General features: G+C 71.0%; 19 protein-coding genes. 10 read left to right on the top strand and 9 right to left on the bottom strand.

The window, feature by feature from the left end; translation table 11 throughout:
- The first annotated feature begins 146 nt into the window (after positions 1–146).
- The 4 genes from WA762_RS06420 to WA762_RS06405 all read left to right on the top strand — a co-directional run bounded on the left by WA762_RS06420 (position 147) and on the right by WA762_RS06405 (position 5,613).
- The gene (locus WA762_RS06420; protein WP_335933656.1) at positions 147–1,025 is read left to right on the top strand and encodes a menaquinone biosynthetic enzyme MqnA/MqnD family protein; all 879 of its coding nucleotides are present in this window, start codon (positions 147–149) and stop codon (positions 1,023–1,025) included.
- Between the two features lie 527 nt (positions 1,026–1,552).
- A complete protein-coding gene (locus WA762_RS06415) occupies positions 1,553–3,592 on the top strand; it encodes a serine/threonine-protein kinase (protein WP_335933655.1) in 2,040 nt (679 codons plus the stop codon).
- Positions 3,593–3,664: 72 nt separating this feature from the next.
- Complete coding sequence (gene mqnC / locus WA762_RS06410; RefSeq protein WP_335933654.1) at positions 3,665–4,864, top strand: cyclic dehypoxanthinyl futalosine synthase; 1,200 nt, start codon at positions 3,665–3,667, stop codon at positions 4,862–4,864.
- Positions 4,865–4,878: 14 nt separating this feature from the next.
- On the top strand, positions 4,879–5,613 hold the full coding sequence (locus WA762_RS06405; RefSeq protein ID WP_335933653.1) for a hypothetical protein: 735 nt from the start codon (positions 4,879–4,881) through the stop codon (positions 5,611–5,613).
- 301 nt (positions 5,614–5,914) lie between these two features.
- Here WA762_RS06405 and WA762_RS06400 read toward each other — a convergent pair whose 3' ends face one another.
- Positions 5,915–6,778: a DUF3152 domain-containing protein gene (locus WA762_RS06400; RefSeq protein ID WP_335933652.1), complete on the bottom strand. Its 864-nt coding sequence runs from the start codon at positions 6,776–6,778 to the stop codon at positions 5,915–5,917.
- A gap of 137 nt (positions 6,779–6,915) precedes the next feature.
- Between WA762_RS06400 and WA762_RS06395 the strand changes: the two genes are divergently transcribed.
- The gene (locus WA762_RS06395) at positions 6,916–7,608 is read left to right on the top strand and encodes a demethylmenaquinone methyltransferase (RefSeq protein ID WP_335933651.1); all 693 of its coding nucleotides are present in this window, start codon (positions 6,916–6,918) and stop codon (positions 7,606–7,608) included.
- A 137-nt stretch (positions 7,609–7,745) separates the two neighbouring features.
- Here the strand turns inward: WA762_RS06395 and WA762_RS06390 are convergent, their stop codons facing one another.
- Positions 7,746–8,255 carry a GNAT family N-acetyltransferase gene (locus tag WA762_RS06390; RefSeq protein WP_335933650.1) on the bottom strand — a complete coding sequence of 170 codons (510 nt, stop codon included), beginning with the start codon at positions 8,253–8,255 and terminating at the stop codon, positions 7,746–7,748.
- A 98-nt stretch (positions 8,256–8,353) separates the two neighbouring features.
- On the opposite strand from WA762_RS06390, the gene WA762_RS06385 reads away from it, so the two are divergent.
- The 4 genes from WA762_RS06385 (at position 8,354) to WA762_RS06370 (ending at position 13,059) form a co-directional block, all read left to right on the top strand.
- Complete coding sequence (locus tag WA762_RS06385; RefSeq protein ID WP_335933648.1) at positions 8,354–9,637, top strand: geranylgeranyl reductase family protein; 1,284 nt, start codon at positions 8,354–8,356, stop codon at positions 9,635–9,637.
- A 480-nt stretch (positions 9,638–10,117) separates the two neighbouring features.
- Positions 10,118–10,564, top strand: coding sequence for an amino acid ABC transporter permease (locus WA762_RS06380; RefSeq protein WP_335933647.1), 447 nt, complete (start codon positions 10,118–10,120; stop codon positions 10,562–10,564).
- Positions 10,565–10,567: 3 nt separating this feature from the next.
- Positions 10,568–12,508: an alpha/beta hydrolase gene (locus WA762_RS06375; RefSeq protein WP_335933646.1), complete on the top strand. Its 1,941-nt coding sequence runs from the start codon at positions 10,568–10,570 to the stop codon at positions 12,506–12,508.
- Between the two features lie 89 nt (positions 12,509–12,597).
- The gene (locus tag WA762_RS06370; protein ID WP_335933645.1) at positions 12,598–13,059 is read left to right on the top strand and encodes a hypothetical protein; all 462 of its coding nucleotides are present in this window, start codon (positions 12,598–12,600) and stop codon (positions 13,057–13,059) included.
- 232 nt (positions 13,060–13,291) lie between these two features.
- Here WA762_RS06370 and WA762_RS06365 read toward each other — a convergent pair whose 3' ends face one another.
- From WA762_RS06365 to WA762_RS06340, 6 genes are all read right to left on the bottom strand, one after another.
- Positions 13,292–14,554: an MraY family glycosyltransferase gene (locus WA762_RS06365; protein ID WP_335933644.1), complete on the bottom strand. Its 1,263-nt coding sequence runs from the start codon at positions 14,552–14,554 to the stop codon at positions 13,292–13,294.
- A gap of 546 nt (positions 14,555–15,100) precedes the next feature.
- Positions 15,101–15,301, bottom strand: coding sequence for a DUF397 domain-containing protein (locus WA762_RS06360; RefSeq protein ID WP_335933643.1), 201 nt, complete (start codon positions 15,299–15,301; stop codon positions 15,101–15,103).
- 11 nt (positions 15,302–15,312) lie between these two features.
- Positions 15,313–16,167 carry a helix-turn-helix domain-containing protein gene (locus WA762_RS06355; RefSeq protein ID WP_335933642.1) on the bottom strand — a complete coding sequence of 285 codons (855 nt, stop codon included), beginning with the start codon at positions 16,165–16,167 and terminating at the stop codon, positions 15,313–15,315.
- Positions 16,168–16,384: 217 nt separating this feature from the next.
- Positions 16,385–17,860, bottom strand: a complete 1,476-nt coding sequence (locus WA762_RS06350; protein ID WP_335933641.1) for an acyltransferase family protein — start codon at positions 17,858–17,860, stop codon at positions 16,385–16,387.
- A gap of 302 nt (positions 17,861–18,162) precedes the next feature.
- The gene (locus WA762_RS06345) at positions 18,163–18,447 is read right to left on the bottom strand and encodes a hypothetical protein (protein ID WP_335933640.1); all 285 of its coding nucleotides are present in this window, start codon (positions 18,445–18,447) and stop codon (positions 18,163–18,165) included.
- Positions 18,448–18,636: 189 nt separating this feature from the next.
- Entirely contained in the window at positions 18,637–18,867 is a 231-nt protein-coding gene (locus WA762_RS06340) for a hypothetical protein (RefSeq protein WP_335933639.1), read from the bottom strand.
- A gap of 121 nt (positions 18,868–18,988) precedes the next feature.
- On the opposite strand from WA762_RS06340, the gene WA762_RS06335 reads away from it, so the two are divergent.
- The gene (locus WA762_RS06335) at positions 18,989–19,174 is read left to right on the top strand and encodes a hypothetical protein (protein WP_335933638.1); all 186 of its coding nucleotides are present in this window, start codon (positions 18,989–18,991) and stop codon (positions 19,172–19,174) included.
- Between the two features lies 1 nt (position 19,175).
- Here WA762_RS06335 and WA762_RS06330 read toward each other — a convergent pair whose 3' ends face one another.
- Positions 19,176–20,030, bottom strand: coding sequence for a C40 family peptidase (locus tag WA762_RS06330; protein WP_335933637.1), 855 nt, complete (start codon positions 20,028–20,030; stop codon positions 19,176–19,178).
- Between the last annotated feature and the right edge of the window lie 1,163 nt (positions 20,031–21,193).

The following is a 21,193-nucleotide window of genomic DNA, read 5'->3' as shown; positions in this document are numbered from 1 at the left end:
CGGACGGCTCCGGAAGCAGCCCCGAAAGCGGCCGCGAGGGCGGCCCGGGGCGGCTCGGGGACGGCTCCGGGCGGCTCCGGCGGGGGCCCGCGGTGTCGGGCGCACCCGGTGCTCTCCGGGCTGTCCCGCAGGTCTAGCCTCGCGATGTGGACAATTCAACCGTTTCAACCGCCGCAGGCGACGACCGTCGCAGCCGGCCACGCGTCGGCCACATCCAGTTCCTGAACTGCCTCCCCCTGTACTGGGGACTGGCGAGGACCGGGACCCTGCTCGACCTGGAGCTGTCGAAGGACACCCCGGAAAAGCTCAGCGAGCAGCTGATCGCGGGCGATCTGGACATCGGTCCCGTCACTCTGGTCGAGTTCCTGCGCAACGCCGACGACCTGGTCGCCTTCCCGGACATCGCGGTGGGCTGCGACGGGCCCGTCATGTCGTGCGTGATCGTCTCGCAGCTGCCGCTGGAGCAGCTGGACCGGGCCAGGGTGGCGCTCGGATCGACCTCCCGCACCTCCGTACGGCTGGCCCAACTCCTGCTCGCCGAGCGGTACGGCGTGACCCCGGACTACTACACCTGCCCGCCGGACCTCGGCGTGATGATGCAGGAGGCGGACGCCGCGGTGCTGATCGGCGACGCCGCGCTCCGGGCCAATCTGCACGACGCGCCCCGGCTCGGCCTCCAGGTCCACGACTTGGGGCAGATGTGGAAGGACTGGACCGGGCTGCCGTTCGTCTTCGCGGTCTGGGCGGCCCGCAAGGACTTCCTGGCGGCCGCGCCCGAGCAGGTGCGTCAGGTGCACGAGGCGTTCCTGGCCTCGCGCGACCTCTCCCTGGAGGAGGTCACCAAGGTCGCGGAGCAGGCGGCCCGCTGGGAGGCCTTCGACGCCGAGGTGCTGGAGCGGTACTTCACGACCCTGGACTTCCGCTTCGGACCCGACCAGTTGGCGGGCGTGACGGAGTTCGCCCGCCGGGTCGGCCCGACGACCGGGTTCCCCGCGGACGTGAAGGTCGAACTGCTCCCCGGCTGACCGGGCGGACGCGCCCGGGGCGCCAGCCGGAACGGCACCGGTGCACCCCGGGCGCGGGGTACCCCCCGGCGCGCGCGGCGGAGCCGCCGGAGCACGGGCGCGCCGGGGAGGGAACGGCCGCACCGCGCGCCGGGACGGGGTCCGGCCGCGCGGGCGCCGCGCGCCCCGTGCGGGAATGGGACCGGGATGACCGGGACAGCCGGAATATGGGTGAATCCTGAACTTTCCGGGAGGAGAATTCCCCGCCCTTCTCGCCGCCCGCTCATCCGTTCTTCTCTCCGACGGTCTCCAGCGGCTATCGGTTCGGGTGAATAAGCGGCGAATAACCGATTCCGGGAAGCCGTCCGGACGGAGTCCCGCCGCCATGCCCGATTCGTTCGCGTGAACGACGCATTCACGCCTTTCACCGCGGCGGAAGTCGTCGTTCGTTCCAGTGGGGGCGAAATCGGCGGGCGGTTTCCGCCGGGATCCGGTGCCCTTAGTCTTCGACCGAAAGATCCGGCCGGTACATCAGGGGGAGTACGGATATGCAGCCGCTGGAAGCCGGCGAACCGCCGACCATCGGTGCCTACCGATTGCTCGGCAGGCTCGGTGCGGGCGGCATGGGCCGGGTGTACCTGGGGCGCAGCGCGGGCGGGCGCACCGTCGCGGTGAAGGTCGTGCACCCCCACTTCGCCCTCGACGAGCAGTTCCGGGCCCGCTTCCGGCGGGAGGTCGAGGCGGCGAGGCGGATCGGCGCGCAGTGGACGGCGCCCGTGCTGGACGCCGACCCGGACGCCCCGATTCCGTGGGTGGCCACCGGCTATGTGGCCGGGCCCCCGTTGTCCGCCGCGGTCGTCGGGCACGGCCCGCTGCCCGAGCAGGCGGTGCGGACGCTGGGCGCCGGGCTGGGGGAGGCGCTGGCCGCGGTGCACGGGCAGGGACTCGTCCACCGCGACGTGAAGCCGTCCAACGTGCTGCTCGCCCTCGACGGCCCCCGGCTGATCGACTTCGGGATCGCCCACGCCCTCGGCGCCACGACCTCCCTCACCTCCACCGGGGTGTCCGTCGGCTCGCCCGGCTACATGGCGCCGGAGCAGATCAGGGGCACGGACATCTCGGGCGCGGCCGACGTCTTCTCGCTCGGCGCGGTGCTCGCCTACGCGGCGACCGGCTCCGCCCCCTTCCTGGGCGACTCGTCCGCCGTACTGCTCTACAAGGTGGTGCACGAGGAACCCGAGCTGGGAGAACTGGAGGGCGAGCTTCGGGAGGTCGTCGCCGGGTGCCTGGAGAAGTACCCGGAGGACCGGCCGACCCCGCTGGAACTGGCCCGCAGGCTGGCGCCGGGCGGCGCGGCGGAGCTGGTGGCGGCGGGCTGGCTGCCCGACCCGCTGGTACGCGAGGTCAGCCGGGCGGCGGTCGCGCTGCTGGACCTGGAACCGCAGGACGCGCCGGCGCAGTCCGGGCCGGTGCCGTTCAGCGCGGCGTCCTGGGGCCCCGCCGGCGCGAACGGCGCGAACAGCGCGAACGCCGGGAGCAGTGGAAGCGCGAATGCCGGGAGCGGCGGGAGCGCGGGCGGCGGCCACGACGGCGGGGACGGCGGGGCGCGCGGCGGCCACGGGACGACCCAGGGCGACCCCGGCGACCCCGGCGCGCCGGGCGGGCCGTCGCCGTACTCGTCCTCGCCCGGGTCCGCGTCGCCGTACCCGTCCGCCCCGGGGTCCCCGTCGCCGTACGCCTCCTCGCCGTACCCGTCCTCTCCGTACCCGCCCCCGCCCGGGTCCTCCTCCCCGTACGGAACGCCCCGCCCGTCCGGGCCGGACGTACCGCCCGCCTGGGTCCCCACCGAGGCGGACGGGGCCGCTCCGCACGGCCCGGCACGTGCGCCGGGTGCGTCCGGGGCGACGGGCGGGCCCGGGGCCGCCGGGCTGCCGGGGCCCCGGACGTCCGACCCCCGGTTCTCCGTCACCGTCGGCGCGGACACCGCGCCCTCCCGGCCCGGCGCCCGGCGGGGCCGGCGGCTGAGCTGCACCGTCGCCCTCGCCGTGGCGGGCTCGCTCGCCGTCGTCCTCGTGGGCGGCGCGTACCTCTTCGACCTGATGCCGGGCGGAGGCGCCCGGGACACCGCCGAAGGGGGACCGGGCGCCCGCCCCTCCACCCGGCCCCCCGCGTCCGACGGGGACCCGGGGGCGGGCGACCCGGGCCGGATCACCGAGCTGCCGAAGGGGTTCGTCGGCACCTGGCGGGGCCCGCTCACCGAGCGCACGACGGGGCAGTCGCACGGCACGCTCACCGCCGTGTTCACCCCCGGCCGGAAGGGCGCCGACGTGGTCCGCATGACCACGGAGGTCACCGCCCTCGGGCTGACCGTCCGCTGCAACAGCGTCGCCGCCCTCACCTCCGGCACCGGCAAGGAGCTGACGCTCCATGAGCGGGCCGACCCCGAACGCCCCGGCGACCGCGCCCTCTGCACCTCCACCGAGTCCGAGGTCCACTTCACCCGGAACGACGACGGCACCCTCCGCTTCCGCTCCGAGGAGAGGGGCGCCGGCCTCCCCTACGGCACGCTCACCCGGTCCGGCGGCTGACCCCGCCGGACGCTGGCGTACGCTGAACCGGTCCGTGGATCCGTTGAAATACCGCCGAAAGGTGACAGCCCGGTGACCGAGAAGGCCGCTCTCCAGCCCATCCTCGACCGCGCCGCCGAGGGCGGCCGGATCACCCCGGAGGAGGCCCTCGATCTCTACCGGTCGGCGCCGCTGCACGCGCTGGGCGCCGCCGCCGACGCGGTGCGCCGCCGCCGTTACGCCGGTACGGAGCACATCGCGACGTACATCATCGAGCGCAACATCAACTACACCAACGTGTGCGTCACGGCCTGCCGGTTCTGCGCGTTCTACGCCGCGCCCAAGGACACCGCCAAGGGCTGGACCCGCGACCTCGACGACATCCTGCGACGCTGCGCCGAGACCGTCGAACTGGGCGGCACCCAGATCATGTTCCAGGGCGGCCACCACCCGGACTACGGCGTCGAGTACTACGAGAAGCACTTCTCCGCGATCAAGCAGGAGTTCCCGCAGCTGGTCATCCACTCGCTGGGCGCCTCCGAGGTCGAGCACATGGCCCGGATCTCAGGGGTGTCCGTCGAGGAGGCCATCGGGCGGATCCACGCCGCCGGGCTCGACTCCTTCGCGGGCGCGGGCGCCGAACTGCTCCCCGCCCGCCCGCGCAAGGCGATCGCCCCGCTCAAGGAGTCCGGCGAGCGCTGGCTGGAGATCATGGAGATCGCGCACGGCCTCGGCGTCGAGTCCACCTCCACCATGCTGATGGGCACCGGCGAGACCAACGCCGAGCGCATCGAGCACCTGCGGATGATCCGCGACGTGCAGGACCGTACGGGCGGCTTCCGCGCCTTCATCCCGTACACCTACCAGCCGGAGAACAACCACCTGAAGGGCCGGACCCAGGCGACGCTCTTCGAGTACCTGCGGATGATCGCCATCGCCCGGATCTTCCTCGACAACGTCGCGCACATCCAGGGCTCCTGGCTGACCACCGGCAAGGAGGTCGGCCAGCTGTCGCTGCACTACGGCGCCGACGACCTCGGCTCGGTCATGCTGGAGGAGAACGTCGTCTCCTCGGCCGGCGCCAGGCACCGCTCCAACCGTCTGGAGCTCATCGACCTGATCCGCAAGGCGGGCCGGGTGCCCGCACAGCGCGCCACCACGTACGAGCACCTCGTGGTCCACGACGACCCGGCGAACGACCCGGTCGACGACCGCGTCGTCTCGCACATCTCGTCCACCGCGATCGAGGGGGGCACGGCGCACCCCGAGCTGACGCTCCTGAACACCGACTGAGACCGGGGACCGGCATGCTGACGGTGCACACCGCCGACGCGGTGTACGGCGTTGGGCCCGGCGGCCCGGCCGGCGCGGACTGCGGACCCGGCGTTCCGGCCCGCGCGGAGTCGGGGACCGGTATCCCGGCCGGGGCGGACTCCGTGGCCGTGGACGGGGCCGTGATCGTCGCGATCGGGCCGTACGAGGAAGTGGTCGCCGCCCGCCCCGGGGCCCGGGTGCGCCGCTGGTCCGGGCTGATCACCCCGGGCCTGCTGAACCCGGGGGCGCCGGCCCTGCTGGAGGCCGCGTACCACCCGGACCCGCGCGAGGCCGACGAGCTGGGCACCGAACCGATCACCGGCGCCGCGCTCACCGCGCTGGACCTGGACGACACGCGCCGGGGCGCGAGCGCACGGCGCGGGCTCCAGCGGATGCTGCGGCACGGCACCACCACCGTCCGGGGCCCCTTCGCCCATCCCGCCGTACGCATGGCGGTCGCCCGCTCCGGGCTGCGCGTCCACGCCCCGGGCCGCCCGGCGGAAACCGTCTCCGCCGACCCGTTGTCCTCCGTGCCGGAGCCGACCGGCCTCGACCCGCTGGCGTCGGCGGCGGATCCGACCGAGGCGTTCGCGACGCCCCTGACCGTCGGCGGTCCCGCCGACCTGGCGGTGTTCGCCGTACCGGACCTGGCGGGGCTGGCCGCCGCGGGCGCCGGGAGCTGCACGGCCACGGTGCTGGGCGGGCGGCTGCTCTTCCGCCGGGGGTAACGGGCGCGATCCCGTCGCGGGGGAACCGGCGCGCCCCGTCGCGGGGAAGAAAGAACCGACGCGTCCCGCCGAGGGGAAGAAAGAACCGGCAGTCCCGCCGAGGGGAAGAAGGAACCGGCGCGCCCCGTCGCGGGGGAGGAAACCGGTGGGACCGATCCGCCCTCGACCCCGTGCGCGCGACGGGGCGCCGACCCCGTCCGCACGCCACGGCGCCGACGGCTTCCGCGCGCGTCACGGCACCGGCGGCGCCCACGCCGCCCACGCCACCCGCGACGTCCGTGCCACCTGTGGCGTCCGCGCGTCACGGCACCGGCGGGCCGTCCAGGTAGCGTCCCTTCGCGTCGTACGGCCAGGCGTTGGAGACGCACCCCTCCAGCCCGTCGATCTGCTGCATCATCGCGGGAGCCGGGCGGCCCCTGCCCGGGCAGGTCTCATGGCCGTGGCCCAGCCAGTGGCCGACCTCGTGGTTGACGATGAGGGCCCGGTAGTCGGCGAGCGGGCCGTGGAACTCGGGCGAGCCCTGCTGCCAGCGCTTGAGGTTGACCATGACGTCGGCGCCGACCCGGCAGTTGACCTCGCCGTGGGTGTCGAGGCCGCTCTTCGCGCAGACGGCGTCCGTGGTCCCGGGCGTCGCGATGCGGATGACCAGCCCCGCCGGGGCGTCGGCGACCTGGTGGAAGGTGTGCTCGCCGTGGTGCGACCAGCCGCGCGGATCGGCCAGGACCCGCGCGATCTCGGCGGCGGCTTCGTCGGGGTCGACGCCCGTGCCGTCCTCCACCTCGACCCGGTAGCCGTTGCTCGCGCTGCCGCCTGCCCCGCCGCCCGTCGCGCCCGCTGCCCGGTCCCCGGTGCCGTGCCCGTCGTCGGCCGGGGCGCGGGTCGCCTCGCCGGACCGGCCACCGGTGTCGACGGCGGCCGCGCGGGCGACGGTGAACGTGCCGGTTCCCCGCGAACTCCCGGAACCCGAAGGCGAGTTGCCCTTCCCGTCACCGTCGGTTACCCAACGTATGCCGACCGCGGCGACGGCACAGAGCAACACGGCGGGGACGGCGACCGCGACGATCAGCCTCTTCCGGCGTCTTCCCGCCGGTCCCGGCAGGTCCGGACGGCCGGACCGCTCCGACCGCTCCGGCCTCCCGGGCCGGCGCGCACCCTGTGCGGACATCCTCGTTCCCCCTGCTCGTGGTCACTCCCTGTTTCCCCTGCCCGTATGACCGTCGGCGGGGCCGATCGGTTCAGTCCGTCCGGACACGACCCGCGACCGGGGCGAGGCACCGCGGACCGGGCTGCTTGAATGGGCGGGTGACCCGAGCATCCCTGGACAAAAAGCCGCACGAAGTCGCCACGATGTTCGACCGAGTGGCGGCGAACTACGACCTCACCAACGACGTGCTGTCGCTCGGCCAGGACCGGCTGTGGCGCAAGGAGGTCGCGAAGACGGTGCACGCCCGGCCCGCGGAGAAGGTCCTCGACCTGGCGGCGGGCACGGCGACGTCCTCGCTGCCGTTCGCCGCGACCGGCGCGTACGTGGTGCCGTGCGACTTCTCCTTCGGCATGCTGCAGGAGGGCAAGAAGCGCAACTCCTGGCTGCCGTTCACCGCGGGCGACGCCACGAAGCTGCCGTTCCGCGACGAGAGCTTCGACGCCGTGACGATCTCCTTCGGACTGCGCAACGTCCAGGACACGGACGCGGCGCTGCGCGAGCTGTACCGGGTGACGAAGCCGGGCGGCCGGGTGGTGATCTGCGAGTTCTCGCAGCCGACCTGGGCGCCGTTCCGCACCGTGTACACCGAGTACCTGATGCGGGCGCTGCCGCCGGTCGCGCGCGCGGTGTCGTCCAACCCGGACGCGTACGTGTACCTCGCCGAGTCCATCCGCGACTGGCCCGACCAGGCGGGACTCGCGGCGAAGCTCCAGCGGGCCGGCTGGTCGCGGGTCGCCTGGCGCAACCTCACGGGCGGCGTGGTGGCCCTGCACCGGGGCGTACGCGCGTAGCCGCCCCGCGCCTCCGGGCCGGGCCCCGCACCGGGCCTACGGGGCCGGGCCCCGGACGACCACGCGGGCCGGGCCCCTCACGAGGTCCGGCCCTTCACGGGGCCGGGCCCCTCACCAGGCCCGGCCCGCGCCGGGGGTCAACGGCCCAGTTCCAGCCGGAAACAGAACCCCCGGCGGCCCGAGCGCGGGGTCGTGATGCCCTCCGCCCGTTCCATGCCGAGCCGCCGGGCCACGGCGATCGACCGCGCGTTCTGCGCGTCGATCACCGCGACCACGCGCGCCACCCCGGCCGCGCGCAACCGCTCCAGGGTGAGACGCGCGGCGGCGGTGGCATAGCCCCGGCCCCAGGCCGGCCGGGCCAGCCGCCAGCCGATCTCGATCTCGCCCACCGGGCCGAACGCGGTGTGCGGCCAGGGCTGGGCCCCGGTGAAGCCGACGACCTCTCCGTCCTCATCCACCACCGTCCACAGGCAGTGGCCCAGCTCGGCGTCGTGCCTGCGCTGTCTGGCGGTCAGCTCCTCGTAGACGGAGAGCTCCGCCGGCGTGCCGCCGAAGAACTCCATCACCTCGGGGTCGTCGAACGCGCGGTGCCAGGCGAACGCGTCCTCATCCGTGGGGACGCGCAGGTGTATGCGGGGAGCGGACATCGAGGGAGCCCTTCAGAAGGCCGGGCGGCGGACCCCCATAGACTGAACGGACCAGGTGCCGCACGGCACGCGATTTCGAGCCTCCGGGAGATCCGACCGTGACCGAGCCCCTCTCCGAGCACAACGCGGACGTGATCGTCGTCGGGGCGGGCCCGGCCGGCTCCACCACCGCGTACCACCTCGCCAAGTCCGGACTGGACGTCCTGCTGCTGGAGAAGACGGCCTTCCCGCGCGAGAAGGTGTGCGGCGACGGCCTCACCCCGCGCGCCGTCAAGCAGCTCGCCGCCATGGGCGTCGACATCTCCGAAGAGGCCGGCTGGCTGCGCAACAAGGGCCTGCGCATCATCGGCGGCGGCGTCCGCCTCCAGCTCGACTGGCCGGAGCTGGCCTCGTATCCGAACTACGGACTGGTCCGCAAGCGCGACGACTTCGACGAGCAGCTGGCCCAGCAGGCGCAGAAGGCGGGCGCCCGGCTGTACGAGCGCTGCAACGTCGGCGCGCCGATCGTCGACGACCGCACCGGCCGCATCACCGGCGTCCACGCGAAGCTCGGCGAGGAGAAGACCCCCGTCACCTTCCACGCCCCGCTGGTCGTCGCCGCCGACGGCAACTCCTCCCGGCTGTCGCTCGCCATGGGCCTGCACCGCCGCGAGGACCGCCCGATGGGCGTGGCCGTGCGCACGTACTTCACCTCGCCCCGCCACGACGACGACTACCTGGAGTCCTGGCTGGAGCTGTGGGACCGGCGCGGCCCCGAGGACCGGCTGCTGCCCGGCTACGGCTGGATCTTCGGCATGGGCGACGGCACGTCCAACGTCGGCCTCGGCATCCTCAACTCCTCCTCCGCGTTCAAGGAGCTGGACTGGCGCGAGATCCTCAAGGCCTGGTGCGCCTCCATGCCGGAGGACTGGGGCTTCACCCCGGAGAACATGACGACGCCGATCCGCGGCGCCGCCCTGCCGATGGCGTTCAACCGCCAGCCGCACTACACCCGGGGCCTGCTGCTCGTCGGGGACGCGGGCGGCATGGTCAACCCGTTCAACGGCGAGGGCATCGCGTACGCCATGGAGTCGGGCCAGATCGCCGCGGACGTCATCGTCCAGGCCCACGCCCGCGTCACCCCGGCCCAGCGCGAACTGGCCCTCGCCAACTACCCGAAGGTGCTCAAGGAGACCTACGGCGGCTACTACACGCTGGGCCGCGCCTTCGTGAAGCTGATCGGCAACCCGAAGGTGATGAAGATCGCGACCCAGCGCGGCCTGACGCACCCGCTGCTGATGAAGTTCACGCTCAAGATGCTCGCCAACCTGACCGACCCCACGGGCGGCGACGCCATGGACCGGATCATCAACGGCCTGTCCAAGGTGGCCCCGAAGGCCTGACCCACCAAGGCGGCCGTCTCTCCCCCCCGCCGGGCGGGGACCACGGGACCGCCTCTCGGACACCCGTATGCCTACGGAGAACAGCCGTCGCTCCGTAGGCATACGCATGGAGCGGCCCCTTGTCGCCGGGCTCCCGAACCCTTTGATTGCGCCAAACGCCGCTTTCACGCCAGTTTCTCCACCCGGACGTGGTTTGAGTATCTGTACTCAGCCGCCTGGCGTGGCCCCGCCACTACTGTCCCGGTAGTCGGCCGGGCGCCCGCAGGGCGCATCGAGGGAGGGCACGTTCCCGAGCGGCCGACGAGCCGGGCCCGATGCCGGACCGGCAGGCATGGGCGCCGAGAGCCGGTCCGGGCGATCACGCCGACGCGACGCAGCGCAACCGCGCTCTGACGTCCGCATCGGCGGCCCCGGCGAGCGCAACAGGCGTAACCGGCACGCCCACCTGGGCGACGCCCGGGTCACGGGGAGGACGCGCGCATGGCGTGGGACGAGTGGGAACAACTCAAGGCACAGGCCGCCGAGCGGCATACCGCCGATATGCGGATCAACGGCCTTCAGGGAGAAGGCGGTCACGCCGATCCGCCCGGCGGTGGCGGCGGCATCGGCACGCTCAAGCACCGGGGCGGCCCGTGGACGAAGGCCGCCGGCACCGCGGATGAACTCCAGACCAGCACGATCAGCGCGAAGACCGACCTGCGCAGAACGCACGACGGCACCGGGGGCGGTCTGGCCGGGCTGTCCAGCCTCGGCGCTCTCACGTCTGTCCTCGCGTCGTGGGAGACACGCCTCGGTCGCGTCCGTGAGGAGTGCGGTTCGCTGGAGCCGAAGCTGCGGCAGGTGGCTGTGGACCTCGGCGAAGTGGACGCCGAGGTGGGGGAAGCGGCGAAGGCGGTTGCCGTGCCCGGCACGAGGAGGGGTGAGTAGACCATGGCCGCAGTCTCCGGGCTGACCTGGCAGCGCCTCCGCGACCTCGAACTGTCGGAGCTGACCGACGCCGTCGACGGCTGGCGCGCCGCTTCCGCGTTCGCCGATGCCGCTCGCGAACGCGTCGACGGTGACATGAGCAGCGGGATCACCAAGACCCAGAACAGCGAGTCCGCCCGAGCGGCCGTCGAGCGGTTGAAGCGACTGAGCGAGAACTACCACTACATCCACACCGAGACCGGCCTCATCCGAGGCGCCCTCGACGGACTCGCCACCGAGCTCGGCGCCCCGCAGCGTCGACTGCGTAACGCTCTCGACGACGCCGCCTCTCTCGGATACGCCGTCAACGACAACGGCAGCATCGACTACCCGGCCGGCGGCAGGAACGAGATGACCGGCGATACGATCCCCGGCGGCTCCGTGATGGGTGACAACGGCCTCATCGGCGCTGGGAACCCGGGCCTGTACCGCGATGCCAACGGTATGTACGACCCCGCTCTGAGCCCGGACGCTCCCGCCCTGAAGAGCCCCAACCCGCACCGCGCCAAAGCCCAGGACATCGCCGATCGCGTCGCCCACGCGCTGCGCGAGGCGCGTGAAATCGACGAACGGTACAGCACCGCACTCCACAAGCTCAGGGCGGCACCCGGCCTCACAGTCGACAGCAAGACGTGGGCGGACGTGGCCTCGGACGCTGCCGCGGTAAGCCAAGCTGCCTACAACTACTTGGAGGAGCACCTTCCTCTCGATAAATCACCTGCGGACCGCAAGGAGTGGTGGGATCACCTCAGCAAGGAGCAGCGCGAGGAGTACGTCGCAGCTTTCCCGGAGCTGATCGGAAACTTGGACGGGATCCCGGCGTTGGTGCGCGATGAGGCGAACCGCGAGAATCTCCAGATGCTCATCGGGCGACTCGACGGGAAGCATGATGACGCTTCACGAGACATGCTGGGTGGCCTGAAGAAAATCCAGGAGAAGCTGGAGAAGGGCAGCGAGCCGCCGATGTACTTGCTGGGCATCGGTGACGAGGGCAACGGTCGCGCCATCATTGCTTACGGCAACCCCGACACGGCAGACAATGTCTCGGCGTACGTCCCTGGACTCGGAACCAAGCTGGATGCGGAGTTCGCCGGCGGAACGGTCAATCGAGCGCTGCAGACAGCCCGCGGCGCACATCAGGTTGATCAGTTCAGCAGAACCTCGTCGATCGTATGGCTCGGATACGACGCGCCGCAGGTGACACCGAGTGATCTGACCAGCGGTAAAAGCGTGATGTTCATGAACGATGCCAAAGCGGGAGCCCCCGACTACAACGCGTTCATGGCGGGGATCTCCGCAACGCACGAGGGCGGAGCCCCGCACGTCACCGCCATCGGACATTCCTACGGCTCCCTCACGGTCGGGCTCGCGGCTCAGGAGAAAGGCGGAATCCCTGGCGCCGATGACATCATCCTGGTCGGAAGCCCTGGCACGGGCGCGGGCAACGCTCAGGACCTCAACGTGGGCAAGGGGCACGTATTCGTAGGCGCAGCAGACAATGACATTGTCACCAAACTTCCGAACCATGAGGAAGCGTCTGGCATGGTCTCCGGCGCGGTCGGCGGAGGGTCGGCCGGATTTGTTCTGGGAGCCGGCATGGCCGGCCCGCCAGGAGCGCTTGTCGGTGGCGGTGCCGGGGCCCTCGTTGGAGGCATCGGCGGCTACATGGCCCAGGACGCACAAGCCGACCCCAGTGAGCGTTGGTTCGGTACCGACCCGGCAAGTAAGGATTTCGGGGCCACGCGGTTCATGGTGGATGACGGGGCAACCATCGTGGAAGACCGCGGAAAGATGTCGGCACATTCGAATTACTTCAACCCGGCGAAAGACCAGGCCTCGGCCGACAATATTGCCAAGATTGTGGCTGGAAAGTCAGGAAAGATCAGCTTGGAGGCACCTCGGTGAGGGGTTCGGGAACCGTGGTTCTGGCGGCTGGGGTGCTGCTTCTGGCCGGATGCGGCGCATCAGACGATTCGACGGGGCAGGAGGTAAGGATGAACATGCAGGAGGCGGCGGTGCGAGCGGATGAAATCCTCGACGGGACATTCGCCGCTATCAAGCCACCGGTGCACTGGACGCACGAGCAGTCGACTGAAGGTGAATGTGACGTACAAAGAAGCCGAGCGGTCATGACGATCATCTCCGAGGAACGTCGGGGGAGTTTCCTGGGGATGATCGAGCGCTACTGGGATGGTCAGGGATACAAGCGGCTCTCGGTGAACGACTCGGATATGCCGGCCATGTACTACAGGACGCCCGATGAATTCAATGTGCGCGTGCTTATCGGTGGTGCGGGGCAAGCGTTTTTTGAAGTTGCGACGCCTTGCGTGAACGTTTCCAAAGTGTCTCCGCCGAAGACGGAGACAGTCGGCCCGAACTATGCCGGAAAGGAGACCCCTATTCCTGACGTCAGGTCGGATTTCTGGTCCGTGACGGCCCCGGTTTCTTCCATGTGACTTCGGCGGTGGCCACTCCGCCCCTCGCCCGCTTCCCAGGCGGCCTCGCCGTGGTCCTGGGGCTGGTCGGCCGGGCGGAGGCCGCGCGTGGGGTGGCCGACCAGCCCCGACCAGGCTCTTCAGGCCCCGGTCGGCGTCGTGCACGCGGGCGCGGTGGCTTGCTCTGCTGTCCACCCTCGCCGCGTCCGCGGCCTCGGCGGGTTCGGCGCCCGCGCCCGCGGCCTCCGCCGGGTCAGCCGAGCGAACCCGTGCTCCGGCGGGCGCGCAGGGCCTGGGCGCCCGCCTTCAGGCGCCGGAGCGGGCCGGAGCTCTCCGGGCCCAGGGGCATCCGGCCCCGCCGGTACCAGCGCGGCGTGAGCACGCCCAGCCGCCCGGCGAGGGCGACCTCGTAACGGGGCTGGAGCAGAAGGAAGAGGCCCAGCGCGCAGACACAGGTGACGCCGTACAGGATCCACGACTTGGCGCCCCGGGCGGAGAAGGCCACGATCCCGAACGAGAACAGCGCCGACCAGAAGTACATGAGCAGCACGGCCCGCCGGTGCGAGTGACCGAGCTGGAGCAGCCGGTGGTGGAGGTGGCCCTTGTCGGCGGCGAACGGCGACTTCCCGTTCCAGGTGCGCCGGACGACCGCGAGCACCAGGTCGGCGATGGGCAGGGCGATCACGGACAGCGGCAGCAGCAGCGGAATGTAGACCGGCACCATCGCGGCCGACCCGGCCGTGCCGTCGACCGTCTGGCTGAGAAGGCTCGGGTCGACCTCGCCCGTGACCGAGACCGCGCAGCCCGCGATCAGCAGCCCGAGCAGCATGGAGCCCGAGTCGCCCATGAAGATGCGGGCCGGGTGCGAGTTGTGGACCAGGAACCCGAGGCACATGCCCGCGAGGATCGCGGAGATCAGGGTGGTGGAGGCGGCCGCCTCGATGCCGTAGCCGTACCAGAGCCGGTACGCGTACAGGAAGAACGCCGTCGCCGCGATGCCGACCGTGCCGGCGGACAGCCCGTCGAGCCCGTCGACGAAGTTGACCGCGTTGATGGTGACCAGGATCAGCCCCACGGTCAGCAGTGTGCCCTGCCAGTCCGCGAGGTAGAACCCGTCGGTGCCCGGCACCGGAAGCCAGAGGATCGTCAGCCCCTGGAACACCATCACCCCGGCGGCGAGCACCTGCCCGCCGAGCTTGACCAGCGAGTCCAGCTCCCACTTGTCGTCGAGGACGCCCAGCAGCCAGATGATCGTGGCGCCGGACAGCAGCGCCCGGGGCGTCGAGCTCTGGGTGAAGATCTCCTCCAGGTGCGGCAGATGGGAGCCCACCAGATAACCGGTCAGCAGCCCGCCGAACATGGCGATCCCGCCCAGGCGCGGGGTGGGCTCGCGGTGGACGTCGCGCGCCCTGATCTCCGGCATCGCGCCGATCGCGATGGCGAACTTCCGCACCGGACCGGTCAGAAGATGGGTCACCGCCGCCGTGATGAACAGCATGAGCAAGTAGTCCCGCACGGGCGGCCTCACATCCCGGCCCCGACAGGCCGATTCCTGAACAGCTTCTTCCGGTTCCGCTTCTCCGGGGCCGTTGCTCAGGGTGATGGGACGGGCCTGATGGCGAGTCCGATGCTGTGGGGACCGGATCATGGTTCCGGATCCCGGTCGAGGCCCCTCGCTGCGCCCCGCCGAGCCTAACCCATGCGTATTACCGCTCCGCGCGGTGCCGGGCCGGTAGCCGGTGCCACCTCCCTGGAGCATGGTTGTCCTCACGCGTGAAAGCCCCTGCCCGGGCGGGACAGGGGCTCTCGCCGGTGGCGACGGCGCGTACGACCGTACGGGGCGGCTCGTCCCGCGCGGGGCGGCCCGCCGTACGCGACGGGCGGCTCGTCGTACGGAGCGGTCGGCGTGTGTGGGGCGGCCAGGCATACGGAGCGGTCCGGCGTGGAGCGGCGGGGCGTGCGTGGAGCGGCCAGGCGTGCTTGGAGCGGCCTGGCGTACGGAGCGGCCAGGCGTGCGTGGAGCGGCCTGGCGTACGGAGCGGTCCGGCGTATGGGGCGGCGCTCAGCGCCCGAAGCGGTTGAACTCGCCCGTCTTGATGCCCTGGACGAACGCGGCGAACTCGTCGCGGCCCGTCCGGGTGACCACGCGCGGATCGTCGCTCTCGCGCAACAGGATCTCCTCGGCGTGCCGTGCGACCTCGACACACTGTTCCCCGCCACCGCCGGAGAACGACGACTTCTGCCAGCTGATCTCGGTGTCCATGGCGCGGATTATCACAGGTCGCGAGCGAGGTGGTGAATGAAGCTCCGCGACTCCTCGGGGTCGAGACTGACCTGTTCCGCGAAGTCGAGTTGCATGCGGTACCGGTTCAGGTCGGCCACGGCATCCAGGTAGACACCCCCGAACGGGGCGTCGATGTGGACGGTGTCCAACTGCGGTGTCACTCCGCCCGCGTACAGCACGGTCTGCGTGGCCTCGACGAACCGTTCGCCGGCGAACGGGATCACACGCACGGTCACGGCGGGACGGTCCGTCTCCTCCAGGAGACGTTCCAACTGGGCGCGTGCGACCTTGCGTCCGCCTATCCGCATGCGCAGCCCGGCCTCGTGGAGGACGACGTCGAACTTTGGCGGATTCTCGCGGTCGAGTACGGCCTGTCTGCGCATCCGGTGCTCGACCCGCGCCTCCACCTGATCCTCGGGCAGCTTCGGCAGCATGCCTTCGAAGAGCGCGCGGGCGTACTCCGGGATCTGGAGCAGCCCGGGCGCCATCACGGGCTGGAGACAGCGCATGTAGCGCGCGTGGTGTTCCAGTTCCGCGATGTTCAGAAAGCCGGGCGCCAGCACGCCGCGGTATTCGTCCCACCAGAACTGGCCCCGGTGCTCCCTCGATATGGCGCACAGGGCGTCGATCAGCGCGGCGTCGTCGCATGAGTAGAAGCTGGCCAGGCGGCGGATCCGTTCCTCGCCGACGCCGATGCGGCCCGCCTCTATGTGACTGATCTTCGCCTGATCGGTGGAGATCAGCCCGGCGGCCTCGCGCGCGGTCATGCCGGCCTGCTCGCGCAGCTTCCTCAACTCGCAGCCCAAACGCGCCTGTCGTGCGGTGGGGTTGTCCCTCGGTGGCATGTCACCTTCCTCTGATCGCGCACAGTCTTGCGCGACGCGGACGGCCTGGTCCACCCACTCGTGTGAAGCATTGAGGGCAGGCTTACCCCGGGGCAACTGTGCACCTGCTGGCCCCGTCCGGCGAGGCCCGGCAGGCTTCGTGGTGCGAAGTTCGGCGACCCGCCCCGGTGCGGGGCGGTGGTGCGGCCTCGGGGCCGCCGCGGCCGCGACCGTGTGCTCAGGGCGCCAGGCCCTTGTCCCCCGCCCGCGCCGTGAGCGTCAGCGTCCGTGCCGCAGGCGCCTGCGCTGCGGGCGTCCGGGCGTCGGGGGTCCCTGTCGAGGGCGTACGTGGCCCGGGTATCCGTGCGGTGAGGGCGCTGGCGTCGTCCTCATGGCGAACACTCGCATGAGCGGACCCCGTGCGGGACCAGCGCCCGTGGACGGATTCCGGAACGCTCCTGTCCCGCACGATCAGCAGCCCCGCCAGCACGAGCAGCACCCAGAGCACCGGGCCCGGCGAGTTCCCGGAGGTGATGAACCCCTGCGCGGCGAGTCCGAGGAGTCCGCCGGAGGAGAGGACGGCCGCGAGCACGACCTTGCCGAGGCTCGCATGCGCTGCCTCGCCGGAACCGCGGCGGACCTCGAACCGGCCGAACATCCTGGTGAAGCACATCAGGAAGCTTCCCGCGACGCCGACCCAGACCGGAGCCACGGCGAACCACATCGGGCTGCCGGGCGCCGGCGTCGCGAAGCCGAGCCCGACGACCGAGATTCCCGCGGTGACCACGAGCGCCGGCATGTGCCAGAGGTACAGCGTCATGAAGCGGGACCCGCACCAACGCAGGACGGTGACGGCGAACGGCCGTTCAGCGAGACGCGTGATCGCGGGCTTGAGCGTCAGCCACAGTCCGAGCTGGCCGGCCGTCAGCGCCAGCATCACCGCGGTCGGAGGGCTCATGTTGGAGACGGGGGCGCCGGGCATTCCGATCATGGACGCCGGATAGGGCCCGAAGAACACGGCGGCCGCGGTGAGTCCGAATCCGGCGGCGGCCAGACCCGACGTTTTCCACGCGCGTCCCGTGCGCAGCCCGCCGTCGGCGTAGTGGAAGCCCGACTGATGGGCGGCCAGCCAGACGAACAAGGCGTTCAGATAGCCGATCGCGGGGCTGACCTCGAAGCGCAGTACGTCGACGACCAGGGAACAGGCTGCGAGGACACCGATCACGCGCCATCCGTAGCGGCGGTACCAGGTGTACATCAGCGGCGTGACCGCGACCACCAGCACGTAGACGGCGAGGAACCAAAGAAGCTGCCCGGCGATTTTGCCCGCGGTCTGCACCGGTTGCTGAGGAACGCCTGCGCTCATCAACACGTGCGGCAGCAGCAGCCATACGGCGGCCAACGGTATGACCGGTACCAGAAGGCGGGCGATTCTGCTTCGGAGCCATTCGCTCACCGATTTCGCCGACCGGAACGAGAAGAAATTAGCGGCTCCGCCGGCGAAGAACACCATGGGCATGACCTGCGTCAGCCAGGTGACAATCCACCAGCCCGGACTGGCGAGAGCATTTCCGGTGCTCAAATGCCCATGTTCATAGGACAGCACCGGCATGAGCCAGTGCTGTGAAATCACGGCCAGTACGCATAGCGCTCGGATGATGTCTATGAATGAGTCGCGACCACGACTCGACGAATGAGCTTCCGTCGGCTGCATACAATCATCGTGCCGTCGGCAATCACGAAGGGCAGTAAAGAGGCCCCCCGAATGCGTCGGGGGGCCAGCATCGAGGGCATGGTGGGGATTTCCCTACCGGGGCGGGTTCACCGCCGTACCGGAGGGGCGCGAGGGGAGGGAGACGCTCCGCGTTCCGTGCGATCCCGCGGTGCGGCCCCGCGGTGCGGCCCCGCGGTGCGATCCTGCGGTGCGGGGCCGGCGATGCGATCCCCACGTGCGGCCCCGCTGTGCGGTTCCGCTGTGTGGTCCGGCGGTGCGGTGAACGGGTCGCGTGCGAGCTCTCAGGGGCCGGGCGGCAGCAGCTCCCTGGTGAGCAAGAAGGCTGAACGGGCGGTTGCGAGAAGCGTGTTGATCCGGGTGAGGACCCGGTCGGCCCTGTCGGAACTCCCCGTCCCGAGCGCGTCCGCCAGATCGTCGGCGTACTCCTGCGCCCGTACGGCCTCGTCGGGTTCCGCGCCGCGCGCGTCCTCGCGGAGAGCCTCGATCAGCTGCCGGTTGGAGACGTCGCGGCGGTCGGCCTTGTTTGCCGCGGCCCCCTTGTGCCACGGCATGAGCGCTGTTGACATTGGCGACCAGGAAACCGCCATGAGTGGCTGATATATGCACTGCTTCGCTGCTCCCTGTCCACATGAAATGCTTCCGGTATTCTGCCCAGCCCTTGCGGGTCGGGCTGTATTCCCGAACCTCCATCCCCGCTGCTTGATCAGCCCGTGCTTGAGAGGTTCGGCGAGAATGAGCAGGGCATCCCCGCGGTTTCACTCCCGCGCGGTGAAGTAGTCGCCCATGCGGACCTGCTGGCCCGGCCCGGCCGCTCTGCGGCAGATCTCCTGGAAAGCCTGCTTCTGGCACGCATTCGCCTGTGCCGACGTGATCGACGGCGCGGGAGACCGCCATCGGTGGTATTTCCCGCGGATCATCAAGAACAACGCGTGAAGTGCGATGTAGATGACGGCAATCCGGATCAGCAGGCCGAAATCCGAATCCATGTGGCCCCCCTCGTGCCAAAGGATGAGTACTTTAACGGCACGGGGCGTCGACGGACAGGGGGAACGCGGACTCCGTGACGCGGAGCCTGGAGGAGGGGGAGCGGCGGTCGGGCGGAGCGTGATGCACGGGCTGGTGCCGGGGCGCGGTGGCCGGCTGGAGCGCGGCGGCCGGGCGGGGCGGCCGGGCGGGGCATGGCGAAGGGCCGTCGCCCCCGAGCAAGGAGGGGAGCGACGGCCCTACGCGGACTTCGCGGACTTCGCGGACTTCGCGGACTTCGCGGACTTCGCGGACTTCGCGCGCTTGTGAATCAGAGAACGCGCACCGCGCCCGACGGCGGGTCGTAGGAGAGCGAACGCTGCACCACACCGGTGCTGGAGTTCTGCGCGCCGACGAACTGGCCGCCGCCCACGTACACCGCGACGTGGTACGCGCTGCCCGCGCCGCCCCAGTACAGGATGTCGCCCGGCTGAAGGTTGCTCAGGGAGACCTGGGTGCCCGCGGTGGACTGGGCCTGCGAGATGCGCGGCAGGTCGACGCCCACCGACCGGAACGCGGCCTGGACCAGCCCGGAGCAGTCCCACGAGTTGGGGCCGGTGCCGCCGGACACGTACGCGTCGCCGACCTGGGCCTTCACGAAGGAGACGACGGACGCGGCGGAGCCGGTCGCGCTCGACGAGTACGAAGAGGAGGAGGACGAGGCGGACGTCGTGGCGGCGGTGGTGGTGCTCGCGGGGGAGCCGGAGGTCGACGCGGCGAGCGTCGTACGGGCCTCCGTGCGCGAGGCACGCAGCGCGGCCTCGGCCTTCGCCTTGGCGGCGGCCTCCGCCTTCTTCTTGGCCTCGGCCTTGCGGACCGCCTCGGCCTTGGCCTTCTTGGCGGCCTTGGCGGCGGTGGCCGCGGCGGCGTCCTCCTGGGCCTGCGTCCGCAGGTCCTGGGCGACCTGCTCCGTCGCCTGGGCGGAGGCGGCGACGGCGGTGGAGAGCCCCTCAGTGATGGTGGGCATCTCGATCGTCCGGGTCACCGGCTCGGCCTGGGCCGGCCCGGCAGCGCCAGCGACCGCGATGGTGCTGAGGACACCACCGGCAACTCCGGCGCGCAGCGCCGTCGTGGGCGTGCTTCGGCGGGGCTTCCGGTGGCTGGGTATGTGAGCGGTGTGGGACATGAGTACTAGCGCTATCAGGGCTCCAGGGCTCCCATCAAGAAACGTGTGTTGCGACACAGTTACGTTCGGAATCCCTGAATCCGCTTTCTGATGAGCCTTATTGACGCCGTAACGGGCAAAACGGACATGCTTGATCACCGCTGTGATCACGGACTTTCGCCAATACGTCCGAATTGCCCGCCACTTACCATCCGCTCGTACTGATGGCCAAGCCCGCTTTCGCTGCGACGATTGACGAGTGACGCAGGTCACAACCTGACGGGTCGTGTGCGGGGCGCGCGGCCGGGTCGTGCGGACGGGGCGCGCGGCGGGGTGTGCGGCGGGGTGCGGTCCGCCGTGCGGGAGCGGCTCCGTGTGTGGCTGGAGTGCGGCCGGAGTGTGAGCGGCGGGGCGTCGCGCGAACGGCCCATATCGGTGCTGAGCGGCCGTCAGGCGGGGAGTGTCCGGGTTCCGGGTGAACGCCGGACGAACGTCGATCGGATGCCGGCCGGATGTCGACCGGCTGCCGATCGGATGTCGACCGGATGGGGATCGGACGGAGGGCCGGGCGAGGGTCGGGTGGGGGCCGGGTGGGGGCCGGGCGTCCGGTCGGAGCGCGGACCGGACGCGGACCGTGCACGGGCTTGCGCGCGCGGACCGTGCACGGGCTATGTGTGGACCGCGCGGACCGGACGCCGCTCGCACGCCTCCTGCCTGCGCGCCTCCCGTGCGAGGCGCCCGGCACCCCGCACGGGAGCGCCCCGCGCTCCGCGCGGGAGCCGCCCCATGCCCCGCGCGGGCGCCGCCCGCCCCCGCGTCCGGAAGATCGTGAATGCGTGCACACGTCCACTTCGCTGGACGCGGGCCCCCTCGCACGGGTGAGTCCGGTGTGGGATGGATGCCCATATCATGCATCGCTGTCCATTGCCAATTTGCGTGTAGAGGCGTTCCATTGTTAATGGAAACGCGCTTTGACCAGCGATAACAGCATCGAATGTCACGACTCGTGACGGCACTGCCGCTTTGCGTGAAAAGATCGGCCCCCACCGGGCTTCAAGATCGTTCACTTGGTGGTGGAGATCACAAACTCTGTCTACTACCCCGTGTCGCAGATCACAGGACGGCGGGCATAGGATGCGGGGCAGTCGGGCTTGTGAACTGCCTCACATGTGCACGATCTTGGT

Source organism: Streptomyces tyrfis, assembly GCF_037034285.1.
In the GTDB taxonomy this organism is placed as follows: Bacteria; Actinomycetota; Actinomycetes; order Streptomycetales; family Streptomycetaceae; genus Streptomyces.
This window is presented reverse-complemented; position numbering and strand designations above follow the sequence as displayed.

Excerpts from the sequence above, each read along its gene's own strand:
- WA762_RS06415 (WP_335933655.1), top strand. The coding sequence starts at position 1,553 with ATGCAGCCGCTGGAAGCCGGCGAACCGCCGACCATCGGTGCCTACCGA.
- WA762_RS06405 (WP_335933653.1), top strand. The coding sequence starts at position 4,879 with ATGCTGACGGTGCACACCGCCGACGCGGTGTACGGCGTTGGGCCCGGC.
- WA762_RS06400 (WP_335933652.1), bottom strand. The coding sequence starts at position 6,778 with ATGTCCGCACAGGGTGCGCGCCGGCCCGGGAGGCCGGAGCGGTCGGAG.
- WA762_RS06390 (WP_335933650.1), bottom strand. The coding sequence starts at position 8,255 with ATGTCCGCTCCCCGCATACACCTGCGCGTCCCCACGGATGAGGACGCG.
- WA762_RS06380 (WP_335933647.1), top strand. The coding sequence starts at position 10,118 with ATGGCGTGGGACGAGTGGGAACAACTCAAGGCACAGGCCGCCGAGCGG.
- WA762_RS06375 (WP_335933646.1), top strand. The coding sequence starts at position 10,568 with ATGGCCGCAGTCTCCGGGCTGACCTGGCAGCGCCTCCGCGACCTCGAA.
- WA762_RS06370 (WP_335933645.1), top strand. The coding sequence starts at position 12,598 with ATGAACATGCAGGAGGCGGCGGTGCGAGCGGATGAAATCCTCGACGGG.
- WA762_RS06360 (WP_335933643.1), bottom strand. The coding sequence starts at position 15,301 with ATGGACACCGAGATCAGCTGGCAGAAGTCGTCGTTCTCCGGCGGTGGC.
- WA762_RS06355 (WP_335933642.1), bottom strand. The coding sequence starts at position 16,167 with ATGCCACCGAGGGACAACCCCACCGCACGACAGGCGCGTTTGGGCTGC.
- WA762_RS06350 (WP_335933641.1), bottom strand. The coding sequence starts at position 17,860 with ATGCAGCCGACGGAAGCTCATTCGTCGAGTCGTGGTCGCGACTCATTC.
- WA762_RS06345 (WP_335933640.1), bottom strand. The coding sequence starts at position 18,447 with ATGTCAACAGCGCTCATGCCGTGGCACAAGGGGGCCGCGGCAAACAAG.
- WA762_RS06340 (WP_335933639.1), bottom strand. The coding sequence starts at position 18,867 with ATGGATTCGGATTTCGGCCTGCTGATCCGGATTGCCGTCATCTACATC.
- WA762_RS06335 (WP_335933638.1), top strand. The coding sequence starts at position 18,989 with ATGCACGGGCTGGTGCCGGGGCGCGGTGGCCGGCTGGAGCGCGGCGGC.
- WA762_RS06330 (WP_335933637.1), bottom strand. The coding sequence starts at position 20,030 with ATGTCCCACACCGCTCACATACCCAGCCACCGGAAGCCCCGCCGAAGC.